Annotated in this window: 28 protein-coding genes; 16 read left to right on the top strand and 12 right to left on the bottom strand. The window is 27.4% G+C overall.

Going from position 1 to position 26,167, the window contains the following annotated elements; all coding sequences use genetic code 11:
• A partial coding sequence (locus BZ132_RS05565; protein WP_286940633.1) for a type II secretion system F family protein occupies positions 1-789 on the top strand: 789 nt, incomplete at its 5' end.
• Positions 790-843: 54 nt separating this feature from the next.
• On the opposite strand, the gene BZ132_RS05570 is transcribed toward BZ132_RS05565, so the two are convergent.
• A complete protein-coding gene (locus tag BZ132_RS05570) occupies positions 844-1,785 on the bottom strand; it encodes an ABC transporter substrate-binding protein (protein WP_011406744.1) in 942 nt (313 codons plus the stop codon).
• A gap of 227 nt (positions 1,786-2,012) precedes the next feature.
• On the opposite strand from BZ132_RS05570, the gene BZ132_RS05575 reads away from it, so the two are divergent.
• Both BZ132_RS05575 and BZ132_RS05580 read left to right on the top strand, forming a co-directional pair.
• Positions 2,013-2,903, top strand: a complete 891-nt coding sequence (locus BZ132_RS05575; RefSeq protein ID WP_286940634.1) for a 3'-5' exoribonuclease YhaM family protein — start codon at positions 2,013-2,015, stop codon at positions 2,901-2,903.
• A 117-nt stretch (positions 2,904-3,020) separates the two neighbouring features.
• A complete protein-coding gene (locus BZ132_RS05580; protein ID WP_011406746.1) occupies positions 3,021-4,124 on the top strand; it encodes an inositol-3-phosphate synthase in 1,104 nt (367 codons plus the stop codon).
• Positions 4,125-4,266: 142 nt separating this feature from the next.
• On the opposite strand, the gene BZ132_RS05585 is transcribed toward BZ132_RS05580, so the two are convergent.
• Genes BZ132_RS05585 through BZ132_RS05595 form a run of 3 tightly spaced genes read right to left on the bottom strand, consistent with a single transcriptional unit; the run spans position 4,267 to position 6,529 of the window.
• The gene (locus BZ132_RS05585; RefSeq protein WP_011406747.1) at positions 4,267-4,794 is read right to left on the bottom strand and encodes a tRNA methyltransferase; all 528 of its coding nucleotides are present in this window, start codon (positions 4,792-4,794) and stop codon (positions 4,267-4,269) included.
• A gap of 18 nt (positions 4,795-4,812) precedes the next feature.
• Positions 4,813-5,613, bottom strand: coding sequence for an adenosylcobinamide-GDP ribazoletransferase (gene cobS, locus BZ132_RS05590; protein WP_011406748.1), 801 nt, complete (start codon positions 5,611-5,613; stop codon positions 4,813-4,815).
• Between the two features lie 13 nt (positions 5,614-5,626).
• On the bottom strand, positions 5,627-6,529 hold the full coding sequence (locus BZ132_RS05595; protein ID WP_011406749.1) for a hypothetical protein: 903 nt from the start codon (positions 6,527-6,529) through the stop codon (positions 5,627-5,629).
• A gap of 195 nt (positions 6,530-6,724) precedes the next feature.
• Between BZ132_RS05595 and larC the strand changes: the two genes are divergently transcribed.
• Genes larC through BZ132_RS05610 form a run of 3 tightly spaced genes read left to right on the top strand, consistent with a single transcriptional unit; the run spans position 6,725 to position 9,196 of the window.
• On the top strand, positions 6,725-7,945 hold the full coding sequence (gene larC / locus BZ132_RS05600) for a nickel pincer cofactor biosynthesis protein LarC (RefSeq protein ID WP_011406750.1): 1,221 nt from the start codon (positions 6,725-6,727) through the stop codon (positions 7,943-7,945).
• Positions 7,946-8,626 (top strand): 7-cyano-7-deazaguanine synthase QueC, encoded by a 681-nt coding sequence (queC, locus tag BZ132_RS05605; RefSeq protein WP_286940635.1) that lies wholly within the window; start codon positions 7,946-7,948, stop codon positions 8,624-8,626.
• A 9-nt stretch (positions 8,627-8,635) separates the two neighbouring features.
• Positions 8,636-9,196 (top strand): DUF2284 domain-containing protein, encoded by a 561-nt coding sequence (locus tag BZ132_RS05610; RefSeq protein WP_011406752.1) that lies wholly within the window; start codon positions 8,636-8,638, stop codon positions 9,194-9,196.
• 31 nt (positions 9,197-9,227) lie between these two features.
• Here BZ132_RS05610 and oadA read toward each other — a convergent pair whose 3' ends face one another.
• The 3 genes from oadA to BZ132_RS05625 all read right to left on the bottom strand — a co-directional run bounded on the left by oadA (position 9,228) and on the right by BZ132_RS05625 (position 11,944).
• On the bottom strand, positions 9,228-10,934 hold the full coding sequence (gene oadA, locus BZ132_RS05615) for a sodium-extruding oxaloacetate decarboxylase subunit alpha (protein WP_011406753.1): 1,707 nt from the start codon (positions 10,932-10,934) through the stop codon (positions 9,228-9,230).
• A gap of 358 nt (positions 10,935-11,292) precedes the next feature.
• Complete coding sequence (locus BZ132_RS05620) at positions 11,293-11,478, bottom strand: 50S ribosomal protein L37e (RefSeq protein WP_011406754.1); 186 nt, start codon at positions 11,476-11,478, stop codon at positions 11,293-11,295.
• A gap of 220 nt (positions 11,479-11,698) precedes the next feature.
• The gene (locus BZ132_RS05625; RefSeq protein WP_011406755.1) at positions 11,699-11,944 is read right to left on the bottom strand and encodes an LSm family protein; all 246 of its coding nucleotides are present in this window, start codon (positions 11,942-11,944) and stop codon (positions 11,699-11,701) included.
• Positions 11,945-12,404: 460 nt separating this feature from the next.
• Between BZ132_RS05625 and BZ132_RS05630 the strand changes: the two genes are divergently transcribed.
• Both BZ132_RS05630 and arfB read left to right on the top strand, forming a co-directional pair.
• Positions 12,405-12,884 (top strand): RNA-binding protein, encoded by a 480-nt coding sequence (locus tag BZ132_RS05630; protein ID WP_011406756.1) that lies wholly within the window; start codon positions 12,405-12,407, stop codon positions 12,882-12,884.
• 14 nt (positions 12,885-12,898) lie between these two features.
• On the top strand, positions 12,899-13,600 hold the full coding sequence (arfB, locus tag BZ132_RS05635; RefSeq protein ID WP_011406757.1) for a 2-amino-5-formylamino-6-ribosylaminopyrimidin-4(3H)-one 5'-monophosphate deformylase: 702 nt from the start codon (positions 12,899-12,901) through the stop codon (positions 13,598-13,600).
• Position 13,601: 1 nt separating this feature from the next.
• On the opposite strand, the gene BZ132_RS05640 is transcribed toward arfB, so the two are convergent.
• Positions 13,602-16,106, bottom strand: coding sequence for a DUF5814 domain-containing protein (locus tag BZ132_RS05640; RefSeq protein WP_286940636.1), 2,505 nt, complete (start codon positions 16,104-16,106; stop codon positions 13,602-13,604).
• A 199-nt stretch (positions 16,107-16,305) separates the two neighbouring features.
• Between BZ132_RS05640 and BZ132_RS05645 the strand changes: the two genes are divergently transcribed.
• The 7 genes from BZ132_RS05645 (at position 16,306) to BZ132_RS05675 (ending at position 21,709) form a co-directional block, all read left to right on the top strand.
• A complete protein-coding gene (locus tag BZ132_RS05645) occupies positions 16,306-16,929 on the top strand; it encodes a cobalt-precorrin-8 methylmutase (protein ID WP_011406759.1) in 624 nt (207 codons plus the stop codon).
• A gap of 15 nt (positions 16,930-16,944) precedes the next feature.
• Positions 16,945-18,216: a glutamate-1-semialdehyde 2,1-aminomutase gene (gene hemL / locus BZ132_RS05650; protein WP_011406760.1), complete on the top strand. Its 1,272-nt coding sequence runs from the start codon at positions 16,945-16,947 to the stop codon at positions 18,214-18,216.
• A 129-nt stretch (positions 18,217-18,345) separates the two neighbouring features.
• Positions 18,346-19,044 carry a methanogenesis marker protein Mmp4/MtxX gene (mtxX, locus tag BZ132_RS05655; protein ID WP_011406761.1) on the top strand — a complete coding sequence of 233 codons (699 nt, stop codon included), beginning with the start codon at positions 18,346-18,348 and terminating at the stop codon, positions 19,042-19,044.
• 70 nt (positions 19,045-19,114) lie between these two features.
• Positions 19,115-19,882 (top strand): polyprenyl diphosphate synthase, encoded by a 768-nt coding sequence (uppS, locus tag BZ132_RS05660; protein ID WP_286940637.1) that lies wholly within the window; start codon positions 19,115-19,117, stop codon positions 19,880-19,882.
• Between the two features lie 21 nt (positions 19,883-19,903).
• Complete coding sequence (locus BZ132_RS05665; RefSeq protein WP_011406763.1) at positions 19,904-20,662, top strand: TatD family hydrolase; 759 nt, start codon at positions 19,904-19,906, stop codon at positions 20,660-20,662.
• Between the two features lie 12 nt (positions 20,663-20,674).
• A complete protein-coding gene (locus tag BZ132_RS05670) occupies positions 20,675-21,055 on the top strand; it encodes a hypothetical protein (protein ID WP_112149679.1) in 381 nt (126 codons plus the stop codon).
• A 6-nt stretch (positions 21,056-21,061) separates the two neighbouring features.
• Positions 21,062-21,709 (top strand): 2,5-diamino-6-(ribosylamino)-4(3H)-pyrimidinone 5'-phosphate reductase, encoded by a 648-nt coding sequence (locus tag BZ132_RS05675; RefSeq protein WP_011406765.1) that lies wholly within the window; start codon positions 21,062-21,064, stop codon positions 21,707-21,709.
• 7 nt (positions 21,710-21,716) lie between these two features.
• On the opposite strand, the gene BZ132_RS05680 is transcribed toward BZ132_RS05675, so the two are convergent.
• Positions 21,717-22,388, bottom strand: a complete 672-nt coding sequence (locus BZ132_RS05680; RefSeq protein WP_011406766.1) for a histidinol phosphate phosphatase domain-containing protein — start codon at positions 22,386-22,388, stop codon at positions 21,717-21,719.
• A gap of 107 nt (positions 22,389-22,495) precedes the next feature.
• Here BZ132_RS05680 and BZ132_RS05685 point away from each other — a divergent pair, with 107 nt between their 5' ends.
• Positions 22,496-23,374, top strand: coding sequence for a pantoate kinase (locus tag BZ132_RS05685; RefSeq protein WP_011406767.1), 879 nt, complete (start codon positions 22,496-22,498; stop codon positions 23,372-23,374).
• Positions 23,375-23,429: 55 nt separating this feature from the next.
• Here the strand turns inward: BZ132_RS05685 and BZ132_RS05690 are convergent, their stop codons facing one another.
• The 3 genes from BZ132_RS05690 to BZ132_RS05700 all read right to left on the bottom strand — a co-directional run bounded on the left by BZ132_RS05690 (position 23,430) and on the right by BZ132_RS05700 (position 26,164).
• The gene (locus BZ132_RS05690; protein WP_011406768.1) at positions 23,430-24,221 is read right to left on the bottom strand and encodes a winged helix-turn-helix transcriptional regulator; all 792 of its coding nucleotides are present in this window, start codon (positions 24,219-24,221) and stop codon (positions 23,430-23,432) included.
• Positions 24,222-24,404: 183 nt separating this feature from the next.
• Positions 24,405-25,838: a single-stranded-DNA-specific exonuclease RecJ gene (gene recJ, locus BZ132_RS05695; RefSeq protein WP_011406769.1), complete on the bottom strand. Its 1,434-nt coding sequence runs from the start codon at positions 25,836-25,838 to the stop codon at positions 24,405-24,407.
• 47 nt (positions 25,839-25,885) lie between these two features.
• Positions 25,886-26,164 carry a signal recognition particle subunit SRP19/SEC65 family protein gene (locus tag BZ132_RS05700; RefSeq protein ID WP_011406770.1) on the bottom strand — a complete coding sequence of 93 codons (279 nt, stop codon included), beginning with the start codon at positions 26,162-26,164 and terminating at the stop codon, positions 25,886-25,888.
• Positions 26,165-26,167 lie beyond the last annotated feature (3 nt).

The raw sequence follows: 26,167 nt of genomic DNA on the forward strand, positions 1-26,167 counted from the left end.
TATTTACATATAACTAAGAAAAAGAAAATTGAAAATAAAATTCAAAGAGATGTTGATGAGAAAGTAACTACCAAGTTACTAAAAGATAAACAATATAATCCACCTATTAAAAAGATAATTTTTTTAATATGTATTGGATTTATTCTATGTATTTTCAATATAACATATGCCATTGAAGTATTTATGATAACACTTCTTTATATTTTATTTAAAAGAAATCTACCCAAATATAAAAAAGAAAAAAAGAGAAAAGATATTTTAAAAGTTATACCCTATGTTTTAAGAGAATTATCAATAGAATTAAAGGCAGGTATTGGATTATTTGATGCTATTGAAGAAGTTAGTAATGGTAATTATGGTCAGTTATCTAAGGAATTTAAAATAACATTGAATGAAATAAAATATGGTACTAATTATATTGAAGCTTTTGAAAATTTATCAAAACGTATTAATTTACCTATTATGGAAAAAATAGTTAGTCATATGAATAGAACAATAATTAATGGTGGTAATCTTGCAGATACTTTGAATATTTTAGCTAATGAAAATTCACGTAATATGCAAATTAAATATAAGGAATATTCTGAAAAATTAAATTCATTGATGATACTGTATATGTTTACTACTGTAGTTATACCTGTAATTTTATTTATCATGATAATTGCAGCTACAACTGTTATAGGTCCCATAGTTAAGGCAGAAATATTGTTAGTGTTATATTTGTTTTTCTTTCCCATTATAATAGTATTCTTCATTATAATTATAAAAAGACTTGAACCAACTTTATAGAAAAAAAGATAAATATCAGAGTTTACACAAGTAAACTCTTATTTTTTTAATTATTTAAGCAGTGTAGAATAATTTATCATCACTGATTGTGTTATTTATTATTCCTAAATCCTTTTCAGTGTTCATAAATGTATGTATATTGTCTTTGTATGTATCATTTAAGTCAGATACCCAACTCATATTACTAAGAATTCCTTTTTCAACAGTTTCATTAGGTACAATATTTTTAGGTAAGTATTGTACACATCCTTCTGGATCAGATTCTAATTTTTCTGTTGCTTTTTTATGAATATCTGCAATTTTTTGAACTTGTTGTGGATGTTTATCAATGAAGCTTTGTGATACAGCAACTACACAACATGGATGATTACTTAATATACTACTAGAATCTTCTATTAATGTTTGATTATTTACTTGTGTAGCTATTGATACATATGGTTCATATGTTAACATTGCATCAATACTTCCAGTTTTTAATGCATCATTCATACTTGCTACTTTCATACTAGGACTTGTTATGTCATTTATAGACATGCCATGTTTTTTCAAGTCATATTTTAGTAACATGTATTGTATTGAAGCTTCTCCTGGTGTTGCTATTTTTTTTCCTTTTAAATCTGTTATGGATTTAATATTAGGATCTTTTGTTACTAATCCACTTCCTTCTGTTTGTGCTCCAGCAATTACTTTTACAGGAACTCCTTTTTGTATTGAAGACAATACTGGTGTTATACCTACATACCCTACATCTACAGTACCACTTGCCATAGCTGTCATTAAGTCTCCACCATTATTATATTCATGTAATTCTACTTTTAATCCTGCATCAGTATACATATTTGAAGCATTTGCTACAAATAGTGCTGCATCGTGATCACTAGGCAGATAACCTATTGATACTGTGTTATCATCATTACTTGATGTGAAGTAAAATACTGCTCCAGCAATGATAATTAAAAGCACTACTGCAATGCCTATATATTTTTTATTAACCATTTTTTTCTTTTCTCCAATATATTTAAAATCATTTATTTATAATTAATATTTTTCTAATATATTCTATTAACAAAAAATAACAATTGTTAATAGATTTATTGTTAATATATAATAAATATATCCCAAAATACAAAAATCCACTAGAAAAAAACTAAAAAACATTGAATAAAATTTTAATAAGTATTAAATTATAAAATAATTATAATCAAAAGAATGAAGGAAAGAAATTGACAAAAAAAGAAGAAGATTATATAAAGGAATTCGCCCAAGATCGAGAAATTATCAGCCCTTTTCTCATAAAACAAAAAGAAATGAAAAAAACAAAAACAAACACATCATATCTTGAAGTAACACTACAAGACAAAACAGGACAAATAAAAGGTAGAATGTTTAAACACAGACCATTTAAAACGTATGAAAAGATAGAAAAAAATACTGTGTGGAATATTGTTGGAAAAATACAAGAATTTCCAACTGAGAGTGGAAGATTTAATATATTAATTGAAAGTATGAACCCAACAACAAACTACAATGAAGAAGATTTTATAAGAAAAGTAGAAGACTATGATAAACATGTAGAATTTCTATTTAACACCATAGAAACAATTGAAAATATCCACCTAAAAAAATTATTAAAAGAATTTTTTAATGATGAAGAATTTAAAAATAATTTTTTAACAGCACCTGCTGCAAAAATACATCATCATAATTATAAAGGAGGACTACTTGTTCATACAAATGAAGTAATAAAAATATGTCAAACAATAACATACATCTACAACAAAATCAACTATGATTTACTAATAACTGGAGCAATACTTCATGATATAGGAAAAATTGAAACATATGACTATGAAACTGAAAACATTGAAATGAAATATGAAGGAATCATGTTAGATCATCTATTTATTGGAGCAAATATGATAGAAAATAGAATTAAAAAAATTGATGCACCCAAAAAACTTAAAATACAACTAATACATATGATACTTAGTCATCATGGAGACACATCCCTTGGATGGGGTTCTGCAGTGAGTCCAAAAACTCCTGAAGCATTAGCACTACATCATGCAGATGATATGAGTGCAAAAATTACCAGTTCATTAGAAAATAAATAATAATTAAATTTATAATAGAATAATATAAAATATAATAATTAATTAATTATGAATTAATAAACAAATTTCAAATATTTTATCAATTTATACTTCATAATTTTTTTTAAAGGTGTTAACATGGATAAAATTAAAATAGCAATTGTCGGAATGGGTAACTGTGCTAGTTCTTTAATACAAGGAATTTACTATTATGCAGATAAAACAGAAACAGATGTCGATGGCCTAATGCACTGGACTATAGATGGATATAAACCATCAGATATAGAAGTAGTAGCAGCAATTGATATTGATAAGAGAAAAGTAGGAAAAGATGTAAGTGAAGCAATATATGCTAAACCAAACTGTACAACAATCTTCTATCCAAATATGGAAAAAACTGGTGTAAAAGTAACAATGGGACGAGTACTTGATGGTGTAGCACCACATATGTCTAATTATAAAGATGATTCAACTTTTATAATCTCTGAAGAAGCAGAAAAATCCAAAGAAGAAATAGTCTCATTATTAAAAGAAAGTAAAGCTGAAATGTTAGTTAACTATTTACCAGTTGGATCTGAAGAAGCAGGAAAATTCTATGCTGACTGTGCACTTGAAGCAGGAATAGCATTTATTAATTGTGTACCCATATTCATTGTAAGTGACCCTGAATATGAACAAAAATTCAAAGAAAAAGGATTACCATGTATTGGTGATGATATAAAAGCACAAATTGGTGCTACTATTACACATAGAACATTGGCTAACCTATTTAAGGATAGAGGTGTAATATTAGATAAAACATATCAATTAAATACTGGTGGTAACACGGACTTTTTAAATATGTTAAATCATGATAGATTATCATCTAAAAGAGAATCTAAAACAGAAGCTGTACAATCAGTCCTAGCACATAGATTAGATGATGATAACATACACATTGGTCCAAGTGACTATGTTCCATGGCAAAAAGACAATAAGTTATGTTTCTTACGTATGGAAGGTAGAACATTTGGTGATGTGCCAATGAATATTGAATTAAGATTAAGTGTAGAAGATAGTCCAAACAGTGCTGGATGTGTAATTGATGCTATACGTTGTTGTAAATTAGCTCTTAAAAGAAATATTAGTGGTGCACTTACATCTATCTCATCATATACAATGAAACACCCACCAATTCAATATACTGATGATGTAGCTCATGATAAAGTTACTGAGTTTATTGAAGGAGAATTAGAAAGATAGATTCCCATTCCACTATTTTTTTTTAATAACTTATTCTAAAACAATCAATATTTAAATAATTATTTTAAAATCGAATTTTATATTATTATTTTTATGAAAAATAGAATAAATGGAGTTTATAAAAAAAGTAATGTAAAATAATTTACTCATTTTTAATTACTTCTTTATGTTCATTATTTGGAACTATTTGCATTTTACCATCATCATAAACTGTTTTTAATTCACTTCCATCCATCATATAATGAAGACAAATAGCTAAAGCTGCAACTTCAGAGTGTGGTTGATTTGTAACACTTAAATTCCAGTCTGCAGCTTCATAAACATCTGTTGGAACTCGTGATCCTCCAACAATTATAAGTTTATCACGATTATTATCCCTAATTGTAGGAACTACATCTTCAACATGTTTTCCATACATAGTTAAATGTATAATTTCAAATCCTTTCTGTTTATGTTCCTTAATAACTGGCCTATAAGCTTTTTGATATTCAACTTCAAAATCACCACCCCAATTTTCTACAACTTTTTGTGCAGATTCAATAATATGTTTATCATGTTCTCCACTTAAAATTACTTTATCTGCTCCAAAAGCACGAGCTGTTAAACAAACATGAGTTGTGATTCTTGTATCTCTTCCAAGTCTATGATCTAATCTTAAAACTGTTATCATTTATTAATCCTCTTTTTTCTACAATAACATTATGTTTAAATTTAATATTATAAATAATAGTGATACTACTTTTGCTATTTCATTAGATGCACCAAAGATATCCCCAGTAACACAACCAAATGATTTATCAGCAACATTTGATAAATACAATCCAGAAATAACTGATGCAAATACTGCCATAACACCTGATGCATTTAATAAAAAGTAACCTATTATTAATGAAATTATAATAGTAAATATTAATATTTTATAATCCATTCCTTTTTTAATTTCCTTACCAATTCCATTAGAATCAGTTCTTCCAAATACCATTGATGTAATCATACTTAACTTTGCACATAACTCCATTAATATAATTGAAGCTATTAAATACTGTGCTGGAACTGATGAAAGTGCTGCTATTGTCATGATTGCAATTATGAAAAAGGTTGCAATTCCACCAGCACCCACCATTGAATCACGCATAATACTTAATCGTTTTTCTGGTTCTCCATGTGCCATTAAGCCATCACCCATATCAAGAATACCATCAACATGATTAAATCCTGTAAACCATATTAAAAAACAATAAAGCATTGTTGCTGTTAAAAAACTTGAAAATCCAAATATATTTGAAAGTATATATGCCATTACTGCTCCAATTATCCCAATACCCAGACCAATATATGGCCAGAGTATTACAGAACCAGACATTTGTTCTATTGTAACGTATCTTTTAATAGGTATTCTTGTTGAAAAGGAAATTAAACCTAAAAAACCTGTGAGTGATGGTTTTACCTTAGCTTTTCCTTGAACATTTTTTTTGTTTACATTAACCATAAATTATCCTCTTTTATAAATCCAATTTAACAATACATCCAGAGACTAAAGCCATAACAATACCTTTTGTGAATGGTTCAAATTCTAATAAATTCAAATCATCTTTAATTTTATTAAAAACAGACACTGCTTCCTTACCTGCTATTTGATTTACCATATTTAAACATAATATATTAGCAGTATTTTCTATGTTAGTGTTGTTTTTGATAACTATTCTTTCATTATTATAATCTTCTTCCAATCTAATAATAGCAACAATATACGCTACTATATTCACATCATCTAAAATATTTTCTAATTGATTTACAAATACATTATGAGTTATGTCTTTAGTAGTAACTTTCCTAGCAACATCTTCAATTATATCTAATGAAATGTTAGCATCACGTAAATATTTTACAATGTTTCTTGGATATCCTAGAACTTTGAATGATTGTCTTAGAGCTTCATCAACAATTTCTTTTACTTCATAAAACAATGAAATATCAAATGGTAATGAAACTTCAGATTTCTTTCTACATGCAATGAAAATCGTGTTATAGAAGTTACCTAATTGGTTATCCAGCCTATTTTTATTCAATGCATTAACATCCCATGAAGTTGTTGAAATAGTTTCACTAACAGTTCTAAATAAATTCATTAATGTTAGATTATCTAGTGAAGTATCAATTAGTACTGTGATATTTGTAAAGAATTTTCCTTGTATTTCTTCAACAGTACTTACTACAGCTATTCCATTTCTTTCAACAAGAATTCTATCTAATAGGGGATTATTATAATAATGATTATTTATTTTATTAGAATATTTAAAATCATAATTTTCCCTATTAGCTAAAATATACAAAGGTTCTTCACTTTCAAAAATAAGACCATTACCTTCCTCATAACTAATTATTCCATCCAATTCAATATCCATACTCTGCCTCCTATTAATTGTTAAAAAAAAATAATTTTAATATTTAAGTAATTATATTTTTATTAATAATAAGATAAAAATGTATTATAAAATTTATACTATAAAAAACAAATTTACTTAATAAATGAAGATTAATATTTAAAAAAAAATGAATAAGAAAAACAATTAATATACTAGAAAAATAGGAGATTAAATATGGTTTTAATAATTGATGGACAAACATCGGGACTTGCAGGAAATATGTTTATTGGAGCATTTATTGATTTAGGTGCTAATAAAGATGATATTATTAATGTTATTAAAACTTATGCTAATGAATTTGGTGATATAGATATTACCATAACAAAACAACCAAAATCAGGTATAATGTGTACATATGCCCAAATTAACACAACAGATAAGAGTACACGACATTATAATGAAATTATTGAAAAATTAGATGATATAACACAAAAACATTATCCAGACAATGAAATTATATTAAAAACAATAAATTTATCTAAAAAAATATTTAAAACACTTGCCATAGCTGAGTCTAAAGTTCATGGAAAATCATTAGATCAATTACATTTCCATGAAGTAGGATGTGCTGATGCTGTAGCTGATATAATTGGTTCATCATATGCATATTATCTACTAAATCTTGATAAAGAAAAAGTATATTCTCTTCCAGTTGCAACAGGTAGTGGAACTGTGAAAACACAACATGGTATTCTACCAGTACCTGCTCCTGCAGTACTTAACATACTAAAGAATGTTCCAACTATTGGGGGATGTGTTAATACTGAAATATGTACACCAACAGGATGTGCTATTCTTGTAAATATTACTGATGAGTATGTATCATCATATCCTTATGTTACAAGAAAAACTATTGGATATGGAGCTGGAAAAAAGGATCTTGAAGTTCTTAATGCACTAAGATTAGTACATGCTAATAGTGTAACTAAAAATGATACTGTAACCATATTAGAGACAAATATTGATACTTTAAGTGGTGAAGTTCTTGGAAGTTTATATGATAAACTATTATCTGAAGGTGCAAGGGATGTTACAATCACACCTACAATAATGAAAAAAAATAGGCCAGGACAAATCATTAAGGTTATATGTAGAAATAATGATGCTCAACATATAACAAATGTTCTTATGGAGGAAACTGGAACATTAGGTGTTCGTGTAATTCCAACTGTACATAGAGGTGTTGCAATTAGAGAAAATATTCATGAAAAAATAAATATCAATGGTACCTGGGAAGATGTAAGATTTAAAATAGGGTATATTAATGATAAGATAATTAAATGTACTCCTGAATATGATGATATTAAAAAAATAGCCAATAAAACATCCATTCCTATTAAAGATTTAATAAAATATGTAGAAATGGAATATAGAATAAATAATAGAGGAGATTAAATGAAACCTAAAGCAATAACTGTACTCTCTGGAGGATTAGATTCAACAGTTGCCACATCAATTTATGCAAATGATTATGATATAACTGCAATCACATTTAATTATGGTCAACAAAGTATAAAACAAGAATTAAAACATGCAAAAATGATATGTGAAAAATTAGATATGAAACATATTGTAATAGATCTTCCATGGCTTAAAGAAATTAGTAATTCAAGTTTAACAACAGATAAAAGCATACCTCAACCAAGTGATAATGACTTAGATGATTATGATAAATCTATTGAAACAGCAAAATCTGTATGGGTTCCTGCAAGAAATACTGTTTTTTGTAGTATTGCCTTATCATATGCTGAAAGTATTCAAGCCAAAATAATTATTGTAGGATGGGATTATGAAGAAGCTGTTACATTTCCTGATAATTCAAAAGAATACCTGAAATCTTTTAATGAAACTATAAAATATGGTTCTTTTGATGATATTGAAATTAAAGCTCCCTTAATTGACATGACAAAAGAAGATATTGTTAAAAAAGGTCATGAAGTAAATGCTCCTATGAATATAAGTTATTCATGTTATATTGGATGTGACACACACTGTGGAGTATGTGAATCTTGTAAAAGAAGAAAAAGAGCATTCACAAGAGCAAATGTAACTGATTATACAGAATATGAAAAATAGGTGATTAAAATGAGTAACATTGAATATGAAGTTAAAAGACAACGTAAAACTCTTACTACCAAGGAATTTTATGATAGATTTTCAAACTTTGAAGTAGTTCAAGGTTACTGTAGAGGATGTTCAAGATATAATACTAATTATTCTTGTTCTCCACTAGATATAGATATTCAAAATTATATTGAAAGTTATGATTACATAGATATCGTTATAACCCAGTTGTTTTTCAATAAAGAAGATTATCAAGCTATTTATAGTCCTGATGAATTAAATGATATTTTAAATAACACATTTTTTATAGAAAAGAAAAAGACTGTAGATATACTTTTAGATGAAGAAAAAAAGTATGTAAAATCAGAATGTATCACTGGTCCATGTAATTATTGTAGAAGTGATTGTAAAAAAGAGTATGATGAATGTATTCATCCTGAAATAAGACGTTACTCCTTAGCATCACTTGGAATAGATAGTGCTAAAATATTAAAAGATTTATTTAATATTGATTTAATATTAATTGAAGGTAAACTTCCAAAATATCTAAATAATGTTTCATCAATATTATACTCAAAATAAGATTATAAAAAAAAAGTAGAAAGAGATTGTTTTAATCAATAACCATTAAAACATCATCTTTTTCTACAGTATCCCCTTCATTAATGAAGATTTCTGATATTTGTCCAGATCTATCTGCTTTTACATCATTTTCCATTTTCATAGCTTCTAGAACTGCAACTGTATCTCCTTCATTTACCTTATCCCCAATTTTTACTTTAAGTTTAACTATCATACCTTGCATTGAAGATGTTAAACCATTTTCTATAGAGGTTTTAATTTGTTTTGATGATGGCTCCATTTCCATGTAACCTGTAGGTAATACTTTTACACTGAATGTTTCCCCATCAACTTCCACATCATATGATGTTGGAATACTTGATGCACTGTATTCCACTTTAGGTTCTGGAATCTCTTCTACAACTGCTTCTCCTTTAAGGAATTTTTCACCAATTGTAGGATATAATACATATGTTAAAAGATCTTCATCTTTTTTAATTAAACCTTCAGATTCTATTTTTTCTTTTGCTTCTTCAAGTTCTGGTTCTATAAGATCTGCAGGCCTACATGTGATAGGTTCTTCATCACCATTTGCTTTTTTATATAATTCTTGATTTATTTCTGCTGGTGCTCTACCATATGCTCCTTTAAGATATTCTTTTACCTCTTTTGTAATGTTACCATAACGTTCACCAGATAATACATTCATTACTGATTGAACTCCCACAATTTGACTTGTTGGTGTTACAAGTGGTGGATATCCTAGATCTTTTCTAACTTTTGGTATTTCTTTAAGTACATCTTCATACTTATCAATAGCACTTTGTTGTTTAAGTTGTGAAACAAGGTTAGATAACATTCCTCCAGGTACCTGGTACATCAATACATCAGTATCAACTTTAGAAGCTAATGGATCGAATAATGCAGCATATTTTTCATTTAACTCTGCGAAGTAATCTTTTATTTTAGATAATGCTTTTAAATCAATACCTGTATCATATTCTGTTCCTACTAATGCTGCCACAACACTTTCTGTTGGTGGTTGTGCTGTTCCTCCAGAAAATGGTGAAATTGCTGTATCTAACATATCCACTCCTGCTTCAATTGCAGCTTCATAACTCATTAATGTCATTCCACTTGTACAATGACTGTGTAAGTTAACATCTAAGTCAACTTCATCTTTTAATGCAGTGACTAATTTACCAGCAACATCAGGAGTAATTAATCCAGCCATATCTTTTATAGTTATAGCATCACAATCCATTGCTGCTAATTCTTTTGCAAATTCAACATATTTTTCAATTGTATGAACTGGACTGATTGTATAACTGATTGTACCTTGAACATATGCTCCTTGATCTTTAGCAGTTTTAATGGACATTTTCATATTTCTAGAATCATTTAATGCATCAAATATTCTGAAAATGTCAACCCCATTTTCATAAGATTTTTCAACAAATGCTTTTACTACATCATCTGCATAATGTTTGTAACCTACTAAGTTTTGTCCTCTTAGTAACATTTGAATTGGAGTTTTATTTAGATGTTCTTTAAATATTCTAAGCCTTTCCCATGGATCTTCATTTAAAAAACGTATACATGTATCAAATGTTGCTCCACCCCAAGCTTCTAATGAGAAATAACCTACTTTATCCATATCTTCTATAATTGGAACCATATCTGCAGTTCTCATTCGAGTAGCAATTAATGATTGATGTGCATCTCTTAATGCAGTTTCTATTATTTTCACTTTTGCCATTTAGACACCTTCTTTGTTTTATTCAAGATTAAATTTATATGTAAGTGTTTTTATGCTTAAACTTATTATGGCAGTATAATTAATTAATTTGAGTACCTACGATATTACATTGAATTAGTTAAATGTTATTTCATAATATATTCAAAAACTATTTTCGTATAATACTCCTATAATCAAAAATATAAATAAATTTTCCATAACTTTTTTATTCTGTTTTTTATTTTTGTTTAAAGTAATATACTTAATTTACTATTATTATGAATGAAAAATTTGAATATATCTTAATAATAACTATAAAATTTTTAAAAAAAAAGAATTTAATAAGAAAAATAGTATAAATAGATTCACATCTAAATATCTATTTTAATCTTTTACCTGTAACAGGTTTTTTGTTTTGCCAACTGTATCTTCTTAATCTTTTAGATCTTCCAAATCCACAAGATGCACAGTATTTTTTTGTTGGATTGTAAGCATTTCTACCACATCTTCTACATCTGATATGGTTTTTCTTATTACGTTTTCCGAATGATGGTGTTCCTTTCAATTTCACAACCTCCTAGTAATATGTAAATAATAAATAAATATAAAACCTTTTTTTAAAAAAAGGTAAAAATAGAGAATAAAATTAAATTTTATTCCTTCTATAAGATATACACCTCGTATATCAATACCTTAAATGTATAAATAGTAAATTTCAGGTATATTTTTCTAATAAGGACGATTAATATTAATAGATTTGAAAACTACTAATGTCCTTTAAATAATTATCCTGGTGATATGTATACTATGTTATCTCCACGAACTAAAACAACGCCTAATCTACAGATAGATTCACCATCTTTTATTTCTTCAGCATCGTTTAGTACTAAATTCATATGCATGTCAAAACTTTGTAGAGCTCCTCTAAATTCTTTTCCACCTTTAAGTTTAATTAGAACTTGGGAATTTAAAGCTTGACCTAATGCATCTAATGGTCTAGATGTATTGTTATTATTTTTTTGATCATTCACTATTAATCACCTTATCAATAATATTAATTTATTTGTTCAGAATTATATTTAAATGTATCTATAATCCTAACTTTAATAAGTATTTATTCCTATTCTATTATTATATTTAATTTAGATATATGATATAAGTTTCTATTAAGTTCTATTATATTAATTTTTATAAAAAGGCCATTTAATAGATAATCATATATACAAATAGTAAATAGAATATTTTACTATAAATAAAAATCAAATAATTACTATAAATCAAATAATTAATAGTCAGTATAGCTAAAACTTCATTTTAGATTAATAAAATTTTATAATTCTAAAAATAGAGAGTAAAAAACTGTATATGACATTTTATTAACTTTTAAAAAGAATAGAAATATAAATTATTTAGACTAATAAACAATTGCAAAAAAACAAAAATAATTATATAAAAAAAATCATAATCTAATCTTAAAGGTGGATTGAGAAATTGAAAATTAAAAAAAGAAATTTCTTGAAAAATAAAAAAATTAAAGAGATTAAAGAAGAACTAGGAAATTACAGTATAATCATTCCTAAAAAAGCAAAGGTAGAATTATTAAAAATAGAAGATTTACCAAATATTCTTTTAATAAATGGAGAACCACTTTTAATGCAGACAGAAAATAAAATAATACCAACACTTAAAGCTGTTCTATCATTAGAAATTACAGAAAAATATGCTACAGTAGATATGGGTGCTATAAATTTTGTTATTAAAGGTGCAGATATTATGTCACCAGGTATTGTTGATGCAGATAAAACAATAGTTGCTGGTGAAACTATAGTTATTATTGAAGAAACACATAAAAAACCAATTGCTATTGGAACTAGTTTAATTTCTGGTGAAGAAATGATTGAAAATAGTAAAGGTAAAGCTATTGAAAATTTACATTATGTTGGAGATACTATTTGGGACTTAAAAATATAGGAGTTAAAAATAGAATGTCTTCAAATAATATTAAATTAAAATATGATTCAGGAAATATATTATCTAAAGATGTACATAGTATAGGAATCATTGCATTAGGTTCACATAGAGAAAATCATGGTGCTGCTCTTCCTATTGATACTGATTCAAAGATAGCTGCAAATGTTGCATTAAATGTAGCTACTAAGACTGGTGCCACTTTTCTAGGTATTTTTTATGGAGCTACTGAATATGATTATATTAAACATGGCCATCATTTAAAAAAAGATGATCTTGTAAATAAACAAATAATACCACAACTAATTAATATAAAAAAGCAATTAAATATTAAGTCTGTAATTATAGTAAATGGACATGGTGGTAACAATCTTATTATAGAGGATATTGATAAAATATCCAAAAAAACAGAACTAAAAATTATATTCAACAATTCAATTATTGAAAGTGAAGGTCCTCATGCATGTACTGGTGAATTATCAATGGGTGCTGTGTTAGGTATTACTGATATGACTTCTCTTAAAGAACATGAAAATTTTATTAAACACCCTGAAGTTGGAATGGTTGGCCTAAAAGAAGCAAGAGATAATGAGCCAATAATAAATAAAGAAGCCCTAACTATTGAAAAAGAAGGTTTTGAAGTTAACATGATACTTGGACAAGATATGCTAGAAAATGCTCAAAAAGAAATAATTAATGAGGTTAAAAAATTATTATAATCTAATTTCTTCCCTCTATTTTTTTAATTAAATTCCTACAATTATTACTTAAATTCTTATTATTAAATGCAAGACTTATTCTAGATATTGCTTCTAATGTTCTAATTACCTGATCAAGCCAACTGAAAATATCTCCAGGATAGATATGTACATCATAATTTGTCATGAAATACTTACTAATATGATTTGGATCCCACCCATGTAATCTTTGTCTTATTATCTTATCAGAAATATTTACTTCCAGACAATTACAAAAAGGTTTTTCTTGACAATTACATGATAAAAAGTCAATTTGTAGTGAAATTAACTTATCTGTATATTGTGGATCTATTTTTGCAATAACATCCCCCGTTGTTATAATATCTCTTGTTGAATCTGCAAATAGTCTTGAACTTACATTTGTTTTTAAAGCAGATGAAAGTCTGTTAATCAATCGACTACTAAGATATGCACTGTCAAATGGTTCTAATTTTTCAACAGTTACGAGTGGATCTTGTTTTAAATGTTTTTTAATATATTCTGCCTTATATATTTTTAAAAAGGATAAAGATACTGCTCTTCCATACTTTGTAGCCATATACATATTTTTTTTACCATTAATATTTTTAATTAATTTCTTATCATACAATACATCCATAACTTCATCAAAAAGTATAGGTGTTTCTAGTTTATCATATTTATCTTTGAGATTTTGTGTATTTGCATTTCTTATTGCACTAATATCTGCAAGTACCTGTTCATAAACATCATCTTCACTATACTCCACATTTATATTATCCACATCACTATCTAATAATTCAATTGCAACTTGTTCTTCTGAATCTCCATTATATTCCTTTCCAAGTTCTGGAAGTAAATATACCCTACCAATATCATGAAATGATGGTCTTCCAGCACGACCCAACATCTGTGAAAATTCATTGTTTGTTAACCATTTATTTCCCATTCTAAGTGTTTCAAACAAGACCTGCGAAGCTGGAAAATCCACCCCTGCAGCTAATGCTGCTGTAGTTACAACGGTTGATATTTGTTGATTTGCAAATTCCTTTTCTATCTTTAATTTTTTAGAATAGGAAAGACCTGCATGGTATGCTGCTGTTGTAAGTCCTTTTTTTGATATTTGTTGTGCAATTTGGTGTGTTTTACGTCGTGAATTTGTAAAGACTATTGTTTGACCCTTATAACCCTTAGATGATTTTGAATCAAATTCCTTCTTAGATAATCTGGCAAGTAGATCTTTTTTCTCATATTCACTTTTTGCAAAGATCAAATGACGTTCCAATGGAACTGGTCTTTCCTTATATTCAACAAGTTTCATTTTAAAATCATTTGCTACTTGTTTCGAATTTTTAACTGTTGCTGATAATCCTATTAACTGTGCTTTAGGAAAGATTGTCATTAATCTTTGAACTAAGCCATTTAGTCTTGGACCTCTTTCTTGTTCATCAAGCATGTGAATTTCATCAATAACAACAGTGCCAATATTTTTTAGTTCATTATAATTTCCAGAACGTAAAATAAAATCTAATCCTTCATATGTTGCAACGATTATATCTGCATTTTTCACAGATTTATTTGCTATTGTAAGTTCTCCTTTAGCTTTCACACGATTAGAACCTACTTTAATTGCAACATTTAACCCTAATGGTTTGTATTGTTTTTTAAAATCCCTATATTTTTGGTTAGCTAATGCTACAAGAGGTGTTAGATATATTAATTTTTTGTGATTCAATGCCTTTGGAATTCCTGCTAATTCTCCAACCAATGTTTTTCCTGAAGCAGTTGCAGATACTATGAGTAAATTTTCATTCTTAAGAAGTCCTGCTTTAAGAGCTAATATTTGTACAGGTAATAAATATTTTACTTTTTTAGCAAGAATATTTTTAAATGATTTTGGAATATTTAATTTTTTAACACTTATCTTTGGATATTTTGCTTTTTTTACATTGATTTTATCATAAATTGTTAAATTATCATGTTTAATAGGATTAAAATGAGGATCAAAAATCTGTAAAATTTTTTCTAAATCATGTGTCTTCTTAAGTAATTTCCTAAAACTTGGATATGACACATCAGAATATCCTTTTAAATGCATCACATGTTTAATTTCCTTTTCAGCACAATGTTTACAAATATATTCCCCATATAATTTGTATGAAGCTGATTTTTTTAGTATTGTTATGTTACCTTCAAATGTACAATGTCTACATATATGTGTTAGTTTATATGGAATATTAAGTGAATTTAACATTGATTCTATTTCTTCATCTTCAGTAGCAAGTAGTACATTCTGTTTTCTTAATGTTCTAATAACATCCTTTGGTGATTTTAATGTTTCAACATTATCTTGTTTTATAATAAATCGTTGAGGTCTTATTTTGCCATTGTCTTCATGTAACTTAAAATAACTATAAAATAATGGTTTTCGTTGATTATTAAGGGCACCCTTTGCTGAACCTATAGGATATAATTCAATTATTTTTTTATTACGTCTTAGTATTATCATGTTATCAAAAAAATTTTTTTACTTATAAAACATTTTTTTTCTTTCAGTTATATCTATACTATATATTTCTTAATTCTATAATATTTTTATTTAGAAAAATAAAATATCATATTTAAATAAATGTTTTAACATAGCCATATATACAAGAAAATAGAGTAAGTTAAAAAACAAAAATTCTAAAATAAAGGTGTGAAATTATATGTATAATATGGGAGCATCAACAAAACCAGGATATGATATTGCTAATAAAAGTAGAGAAATTATTAAATCATTAATTGATGATGAAACTAAGAATTTAACATATGAGGAACGAGACATAGTTGAACGTGTTGTACATTCTACAGCAGACCCAGAATATGCCAAACTTGTTAAAATATCACCCACATTTGTAGAAACTGCACTTGATTGTTTTGATAAAAAAGAAGATATTCTTACAGACATAAATATGGTTAAATCAGGAATTACAAGGTATGATGGTAGAGTAATGTGTTATATCCGTGATGAAAGAGCAATTAAATTGGCTAAAAAAGAAGAAATTACTCGTTCAGCAGCTGCTATGAGAATTGCAGCTGAAGATGGATTTAAAGGAGTAGTTGCAATAGGAAACGCTCCAACAGCATTGTTTGAAGTAATGGAATTAGTTGAAGAAGGTCAAATGGATGCACGTGCAGTTGCAGGGGTACCTGTAGGATTTGTAGGTGCAGCTGATTCTAAAGAAGCATTATCCAAAACAAATATACCTTATGCAATTACAACAGGACCTAAAGGTGGAACACCAATTGCAGTTGCAATTATTAATTCATTATTAAATATTAAAAAATAAAAGAGGAGACAATAAATGAAACTTGATAAATCAAAAGAATTATTTGATGAAGCTGTAAATTACCTTCCCGGAGGAGTTAATTCACCAGTACGAGCATACAAACCTTATCCTTTCTTTGCTAAAAGTGCTAAAGGTTCAAAAATATATGATGTTGATGGAAATGAATATATAGATTATTGTTTAGGATATGGACCCTTACTTTTTGGTCATGCAAATGAACATATTATTGAAAAATCCATTGAACAATTAAAATTAGGTACAGATTATGGAGTACCTTCAGAAAAAGAAGTTCAACTAGCAAAAGAAGTAATCAAAAGAGTGCCATGTGCACAAATGGTTCGATTTACAAATTCTGGAACTGAAGCTACAATGAGTGCTATTAGATTAGCACGTGGAATTACAAAAAGAGACAAAATAATCAAATTCGAAGGAGCATACCATGGAGCTCATGACGCTGTACTAGTCAAATCAGGATCAGGAGCTGCAGGACTACCCGATTCTCCGGGAATACCTACAGATACAACAAAAAATACTATGCTCGTAGAATTCAATGATGAAGAAGCCCTAAAAAAACTTATTAATGAAAATAAAGATGAAATTGCATGTATTATTGTTGAACCTGTTATGGGAAATATTGGATGTGTTCCACCTAAAGAAGGTTACCTTGATTTTTTACGTGAAATTACATTAGAAAATGGAATTTTATTAATTATTGATGAAGTTATCACAGGTTTCAGAATAAGTAAAGGTGGTGCACAAGAATATTATAATGTTATCCCTGACTTAGCTACATTTGGTAAAATTGTAGGTGGAGGATTCCCTATTGGAGCTATTGCAGGAAAAAAAGAATATATGGAACAATTTACTCCTAGTGGAAAAATATATCAAGCTGGTACATTTAGTGGAAATCCAATGTCCATTAATGGAGGATTAGCTGCATTTGAAGTTTTAGATGATAATAGTTATAAACAGTTACATAAAAGTGGAGAATATTTCAGAAATGGAATTGTAGACATACTAGATAAATTAAATATTAACTTCCATGTAAATGGTGTTGAATCTATGACACAAATATACTTCACTGAAAATGAGGTATATGATTATAAAACAGCACAAACATCTGATACAGAAAACTTCTTAAAATACTTCCACCTACTTCTTGAAAATGGAGTGTTTATTGCTCCATCACAGTATGAATGTGGTTTTATATCAACATCACATAGTAGAGATGACTTAGATAAAACCTTAAATGCAATTGAAATTGCTCTAACAAAATTATATAAATAAACTCCTCTTCTTTTTTTACTTTTTTTATATTAGAACTTCTTTTAAAAAAAAATAATTACTTATCCTTAAATTTAATAATATATTCATATAAAATTATTAATACTAAAAAAAAATATTAGGTTATTAAGTATGAAAATTGCAATTGGACTTGGAGAAAATAAAAATGTTTTAGAAGCAGTGAAACAATTTCCATATGATATAAAAATAGCAAGGACAAATGAAGAATTACTGAATTATTTAAATAATCCAGAAATAGATGGTGTTATAAGAGGATCACTTGAATCAAACATTATCATGGATCTTAAAAAGAAGTATCCCCATATATTTAGAGCTTCCATACTTGAAAAAGATGGACATAAATTCATGTTAACACCTGTTGGTATTGATGAATGTGATACTATAAAAGCTAAAAAAACAATAATACGTGAATGTTCTAGAATTATCAAACAAACTGGACACACTCCAAAAATAGCATTGATTTCTGGTGGAAGAAAACAAGATAAGGGTAGAAGTCCCAAAATAGATCATAGTATTGATGAATGTGAACAAATAGTTCAAGATTTAAAAGATGAATGTAATATAAAACATTACTATATTCTAATTGAAGAAGCAATAAAAGACCATGCAAATGTAATAATTGCACCTGATGGAATAAGTGGAAATATTATTTTCAGAAGCTTAGTCTTAGTAGCTGGAATAAAAAGTTATGGTGCTCTTACATTGAAACAAGAAAAATTATTCATAGATACTTCTCGTTCACAAACTACTGAAGGTTATGTTAATGCAATAACTCTACTGACAAATATTATTAAAACTAAAAATAAGTGAAAAAAGTTATTATTTTATGTAAGAATAAACAAATAAATAGTATAAATAAAAAATTGAAGAAGAATCTACTATGATATTATTACAACCCTTATACTCATTATATGAATGGTATATTACAAGAAACCTTGAAGCAGATAAGATGCCAAACCATGTTGCAATAATAATGGATGGTAATAGACGTTACTCTAAAATTCAAGGAAATATGGATCCAATAGAAGGTCATAAAAAGGGAGTGGATACACTAGAAAATGTTATTGAATGGTGTATTGATTTAGGTATTAATATTGTAACAGTCTATGCATTTTCAACTGAGAACTTCAATAGAGATAAAAAGGAAGTAGAGGGTTTAATGGATTTATTTGTTCAAAGTTTTTTAAATATTAGTACAAATAAGAAAATTCATAAAAATAAGATACGATTAAATGCTGTTGGTAAATTAGAATTGTTTCCAAAAAAAGTTAGAGATGCAATTGACACTGCAGAAGAAGCTACAAAAGATTATAATGAAAGAATGATTAATATTGCAATGGGTTATGATGGAAGAGTAGAAATTGTAGATGCATTTAAGAAGATTGCAAGAGAAGTTCAAAAGGGTAATATTGAACCTGATGAAATAAATGAAAAAATGATTAATGATAATTTATATACAGCAGGACTTGAAGATCCAAATCTAGTAATACGTACTAGTGGAGAAGAAAGATTAAGTGGATTCCTATTATGGCAATCTTCCTACTCCGAATTATATTTTACAGATAGTCTTTGGCCACAACTAAGAAAAGTAGATTTTCTACGCGCAATAAGATCATATACACAAAGACAAAGAAGATTTGGAAGATAACTAGATAAAAGAAGGATAAATATGATAGATACACATTGTCATTTAAGTTTTGAAGAATTTGATAATAAAAGAGAAGAAATTATAGAAAATACTAGAAAAGAATTTAAATATATTGTTGACTCTGGTGCTAGTTATAAGGGTAATATTAGATCATTAAAAGTAGCATCACAATACAATGGTTTTATAAAAACCACTATGGGTTACCATCCAGAGTATGCAGGAAATGATAATAAAGAAACTATTAATAAAACTTTGAAACAAATTAGTGATAATATAGATAATATTCAAGCTATTGGCGAAATTGGACTTGATTTCTCAGTAAAAAGATCCGAAAATGAATTAAAAAGACAACATACTGTTTTTGAAAAATTATTAGATATGGCAACTGAATATGATATGCCTATTGTTTTACATGTACGTGATGCTGAAGCTCATGCTCTTAATATTGTAAAAAAATATACTGAAATTCCAGATGTTATATTTCATTGTTTTAGTGGAAGTAAAGAAACTGCAATGGAAGCTGTTGATTATGGATATTATATTTCTTTTGCTACAAATACCCTTTTTTCAAAAAGACATAAAAAAAATATGAAAAAGGTTCCCCTTGAAAACATGCTTACTGAAACAGATAGTCCCTATCTTTCCCCTGTGAAGGGTGAATATAATCAACCACTGAATATAAGAAAGACTATTGAAAGAATTGCAAGAACAAAAAAGATTGATTTTGAAGAAATAGAAAAAGAAACTGAGAAAAATGCAATAGATGTATATAACCTGTAGGAGATTGTATTTATGGATGATATGTTAAAAATGTATATTGAAAAAAGAAGAGAATATGAATCTAAAATAAAAAAGGATTTATTAGATATTGAGAAATCTGTTACTGGATTTGTTGAAGTCGATGATTATTTTAGTATTAAGGATAAAGAGGAGTTAATTACTTTTAAAATCATTGAAATTAATAACATGAAACATGTTACAATAACCACAGCCAATACTCCTGAAACCATTCTTAGTAATTTAAGTATTGTTGATAATCCTGACTTAATTTTATGGGTTATTCAAAATGATAGTCTTATTAAACAAGGTTTTAAAGAAGTTTTAATAAATGCTGTTCGTAATGGTGAAAATATAGTAAATACTTTAAGAGAATTAAAAGTTAATTACAAGTGAGTTTATATGAAGCCATATGTATTATTAAATTCAGCCATGACAGTTGATGGTAAGATTGCAACCAACAACAGTTCAATGAAAATATCTGGTAAGAATGATTTAATTAGAGTACATACTTTACGAAAAGAGTATGATGGTATCATGGTTGGCATAAATACTGTTTTAATTGATAATCCTAAATTAACAATTCATAAAATTAATTGTAAAAAATCAGAAAATCCTACAAGAATCATTGTTGATAGTAGTGCTAGAATTCCATTAGATTCAAAAGTTTTAAATGATGATGCTAAAACAATTGTTATTGTATCATCTAAGGCCAATAAAGCTAGTGTTGAATTATTAAAAGAAAAATGTAATGTTATTATATGTGGTTCAAAACAAGTTAATTTAAAATTAGCATTAGATAAGTTATATTCCCTTGGAATAAAGAGTATTCTCCTAGAAGGTGGTTCAACACTTAACTTTTCAATGTTTAAAGAGAAACTTATCGATGAAGTTTCTATTTGTATTGGTTCTAAAATTTTAGGAGGATATGATTCAAAGACCTTTGTTGATGGTGAAGGTTTTGATAAGAATGATTGTATTAATTTAAAAATAAAAAAAGTAGAAAAAATAGATGATGATATTTTATTAAAATATGATGTTATCTATTAAATTTTTTTTAAATTAATCCATGTTTTTTAAGTATTTTTTCAGGATTATCTTTTAATATTTTTGGAATTTCATCTTCAGGTATTTCTGCACCTCTTGCAATACGTTCTGCTAATTCATATGTTATTAAATCATCAGGTGAATGTGTATCTGTATCTAAAACAAGGTTTGCTCCCATATCTAGTCCTAATTTTGCCACATGCCCATTACCTAAACAATGTCCTTTTCTTGCACTGATTTCTAATGATACATCATTATCAATTGCAATTTCCACTTCTTCAGGTGTTATAAGTCCAGGATGTCCAATTATATCTACTTCTGGTGATTCTGCTGCTTTTCTATTTGTTCCTGGTCTTACTGGTTCAACTATTGTTTCACCATGCACTACCACTATTTCTGCACCGTATTTTCTTGCTTTGTTTGCTAATTTATCTATTACTTCTATTGGCGTATGTGTTATTTCTACTCCCGGTATTATGTTAATATCCCAATTATCACGTATATCATTTACTGCTTCAGATATTTTTGAAGCTACTTCTATATTTGATGCATCGACATGATCTGTTATTGCTAATGCTTTATGTCCCAGCACATCTGCTCTTCTTGCAAGTTCTGATGGTAATAATTCACCATCACTAAAAATACTATGTGTATGTAGGTCTATTCTTTTATTTTCTGACATAGATATTATTCTCCAAATATTGTTATGATTAAATTAAATTTATTATATAATTATTTTTATTTTTTATATAATTTTATTTATGAATATGAAATGATATAAATAATATCATGAAAAATGAACTTAGTGTATTTGTACCTTCACATATAACAGGTTTTTTTGAAATTATTCAAAATAGTAATCCCCTTCTTAAAGGCTCAAAAGGTGCAGGTATTACCCTTGATGAAGGTGTAGTTACAAATACGAAAATTAAAGATGGAAATGGGAATATAATTATAAATGTTAATAATAAAGAAGATTCTCTTAACACAATAAGTAAAAAGACTGTTAAGATTATTTTAGATAGATATAATGTTAATATTCAAGATTATGATATTTATATTAATCATGATAGTAAATTACCTATCGGTGCTGGTTTTGGAACAAGTGCTGCATTTGCATTGGGTATTAGTTTTACATTACCTAAGTTAATGGGAATTAATATTAGTTTCAAAGAAGCAGGAGAAATTGCTCATCTTGCTGAAATTTCACAATCAAGTGGTTTGGGTGATGTTATATCTGAAATGTTTGGTGGTTGTGTTATTAGATTAAATGAAGGTTCACCAGTAAAAGGTATAATTGATAAAATTCCAATAACTAAACCTATATATGTTATTACTAAAACTATTGGTTTATTAGAAACTAAGGATATAATTGAAAATCCTATTCATCAAAAGCATATAAATCAAAGTGGTAGTATTTTACTTAATAGATTAATAAATAATCCAAGTATTTCTAATTTCATGAAATTATCAAGAAAGTTTGCAAATGACACACAATTAATTTCTAAAGAAATAGCAGAAATAATAAACATTCTAGATGAAGAAACACTGGGTGCCTCTATGGCTATGCTTGGAAATACAGCTTTTGCACTATCATACAGTCCTGATACAACGATAGATAATCCAATTATAACAAAAATAAATACTAAAGGAATTGAATATAAGTAATAAAAATAGATTCTATATAAAAAAAAAGTTTTATAGAAGAAAAAGAATATGAAGATTAAACTTTTTTAACATCTTCAATACAATAAATTATTCCTTTATCTTCTAATCTTGAAGTTACTCTATTTGTCATTTTACCTACTGTAAATACAAGTACACGTAAACCTTTTTCTGCAGCACTACAAGTTGCCTCAGCAGTAGCAAATTCAAAATCTGGATAAACATTTAAATGATTTGTAATAGCCCTTGCACTTGTTCCTAAAACACCTATTCTATCAAAATCTTGTGCATAAATTTCATTTATTTTTTCCATATCACATGCTCTAGATCCACCTTCAGCAATAGGAGGTATTTTTACTATAACAACATCTTTAGGAACTAAATCTATTTCTCCACCAAGATTTATAAGAGTTACATCTTCACCTTCTAAAGCATCATTAAATACTTCTGCATATGCTCCTGATTTATCTTCAGTATCAGCATATAAAATACCATCTTCCATATTTAACCATACTTGTTCACCTTGATGTAAATCTTCAGCAGCAATTGCAGGCCAAATAGATTTATATCCATTCATTGTTGTTAAAACCATATCTGAATAAGATTTAAGATTTATTGCTTCAGTTTTTACCTTATCTATACCATATTTGGTTATTTTATATCTGAAATTTGAGCTTCCTGTTTCAACATAACCCTCTTTAACTAAAGATTTAATATTTTCAGAAACAGCCTGTACAGTTATTCCTAATTCATCAGCAATATCCTTTTGTTTAAGATGAGGTTCCTGCTGTGCAATTTTTGCAAGAATTTGGAATTTTGTGAATTCACCCTTATTTTTAAATATTCTCATATGTGATACCTCTTAATAGTTATTCTATTAAAAATCAATGAAATTTTAATATTATATATTAATATATAAAAATTACTTTATTTAAATCTTTATAAAAAAAACCATTGAATAAAAAATTAATATATTATGTGGTTTGAATAATATGAAACTAAAATTCTTAAAGAAAGAAAAAAAATGAAATAATTAATTAAAATTAACAGAATTATTTAATAATTCCAAAAATTGGTCTATATTATCCTCTGGAATATATGCACCACATGCAACACTATGTCCTCCACCAGAACCACCACATTTCTGAGAAATATCCCTTACAAGATTACCATAATGTACACCATCATAACCAAGTAATCTAGAACAACGAAGTGATACTTTATATCCTGGTGTATCTGAATCAATATGTGTATAACCAACTATAGGTTTTTGCCAATCATAATTATTTAATAACATTCCTGCAATCGTTCCAACAACACTCGCCTTAACATCATCCCCATTAAAATACTGAATATTATCCATTATTTCAACAGAATTATTCTCTTGAATTTTTGTTAAACTCTGAGCAAGATATTGTTTATGTTCTTTAACAAGAGCTTCTAACTCCACATGTCTTTGAGCTCTATGTCCTTTAATAACATCCATTCCCAATTCATAATTATTGTTTCTTCCACAAGCATTGATAACAGTACTATACTCACTTGCATCTTTAAAAGGAGTGTAATCTTCCTCAAAAGTAAATTCATATGTTTCTCCAGAAATTAATTTAGGAATATATTTAACATATCTATCAGGAACTTCTCTTGTCATCATTTTCAATAATTCACCAAATAATTTAGATTTTTCATCCATACTTAAATCACAAAGATATCTTACAGAACCTAAATCATTTTTAACAGGAATTCCCAAGTTTTCCAAGAAATAAACACATTCATTACGATTATTTGTTAGAGGTAGATGAATATCACCAAAGTAGGATAAAGCTACAAATAATGGTCTAGTATGTCTACCATACAATAATAAATCATTTGTATAATCAACACAACCCACTTCCTTTCCATCATTTAAAATTTCAGTATTAAGACCCCTTAGTCGTCCTGTCATACTATTTTGCATATCTCCAACTGCACTTAAAATACCCATCCAACTTAAATCATAAAAATGAAATGATTTAGCAAGTAGATATGATAAACCTCCACCAGAAATTGTATATGATCCATCTAATCCATAATAGTTTGGATTAATTTCAATTAAATTACCCTTTAGTTTTGTACCTAATTTACGTATAGGTGGATGATGATCAAGTACAATTACTGATTTATTTGAATTATCACAGATATTAGATACGTTTTGACCTGCACCTAAATCTGATATTATAGTTAAATCTGTGTCAGTAGTTAAATTTTCTACTTCATTAATATCTACAAAGTTAACACTATGATCTATCTCAAGTTTATCAAAAATAGATGATAAAATACTACCTGCTGTTATACCATCACAATCTGTGTGTGTAAATACTGTAATATCCTCAGCATCTAAAATTTTATCTTTTGCCTTACTAAATAATAAGTCCATATGTTTTCTTGAATCAACAATATTAGAAGAACTATCTCCAACTTCACTCATTTAAAAACTCCATAAAAATTATTAAAAAAAGATTAGAAGATGAATATTTAATTGTTACGTGAATTCTTAATATTTTTAGCAATAGCACGTAATAATTCTAATTTAGTCATATCTTCTTGTTCTACAACAACTCTTCCAGATTTTTCCCACCAAGAACCTGGATAAGATTTATTATGTTCAACAACATATTGTATTTTTAATTTTTTTAGACTCTGACTAATTTCACGTATTTTAGGTTCTTCCACTGATTCTTCAAGGGATAATTTTCTACCTTCACCCCTTGAATGTTCTGAATTTATATATGTTGGCCAAATTATTGTTTTCATATG

This window comes from Methanosphaera sp. DEW79, assembly GCF_003266085.1.
Taxonomy (GTDB): domain Archaea; phylum Methanobacteriota; class Methanobacteria; order Methanobacteriales; family Methanobacteriaceae; genus Methanosphaera; species Methanosphaera stadtmanae.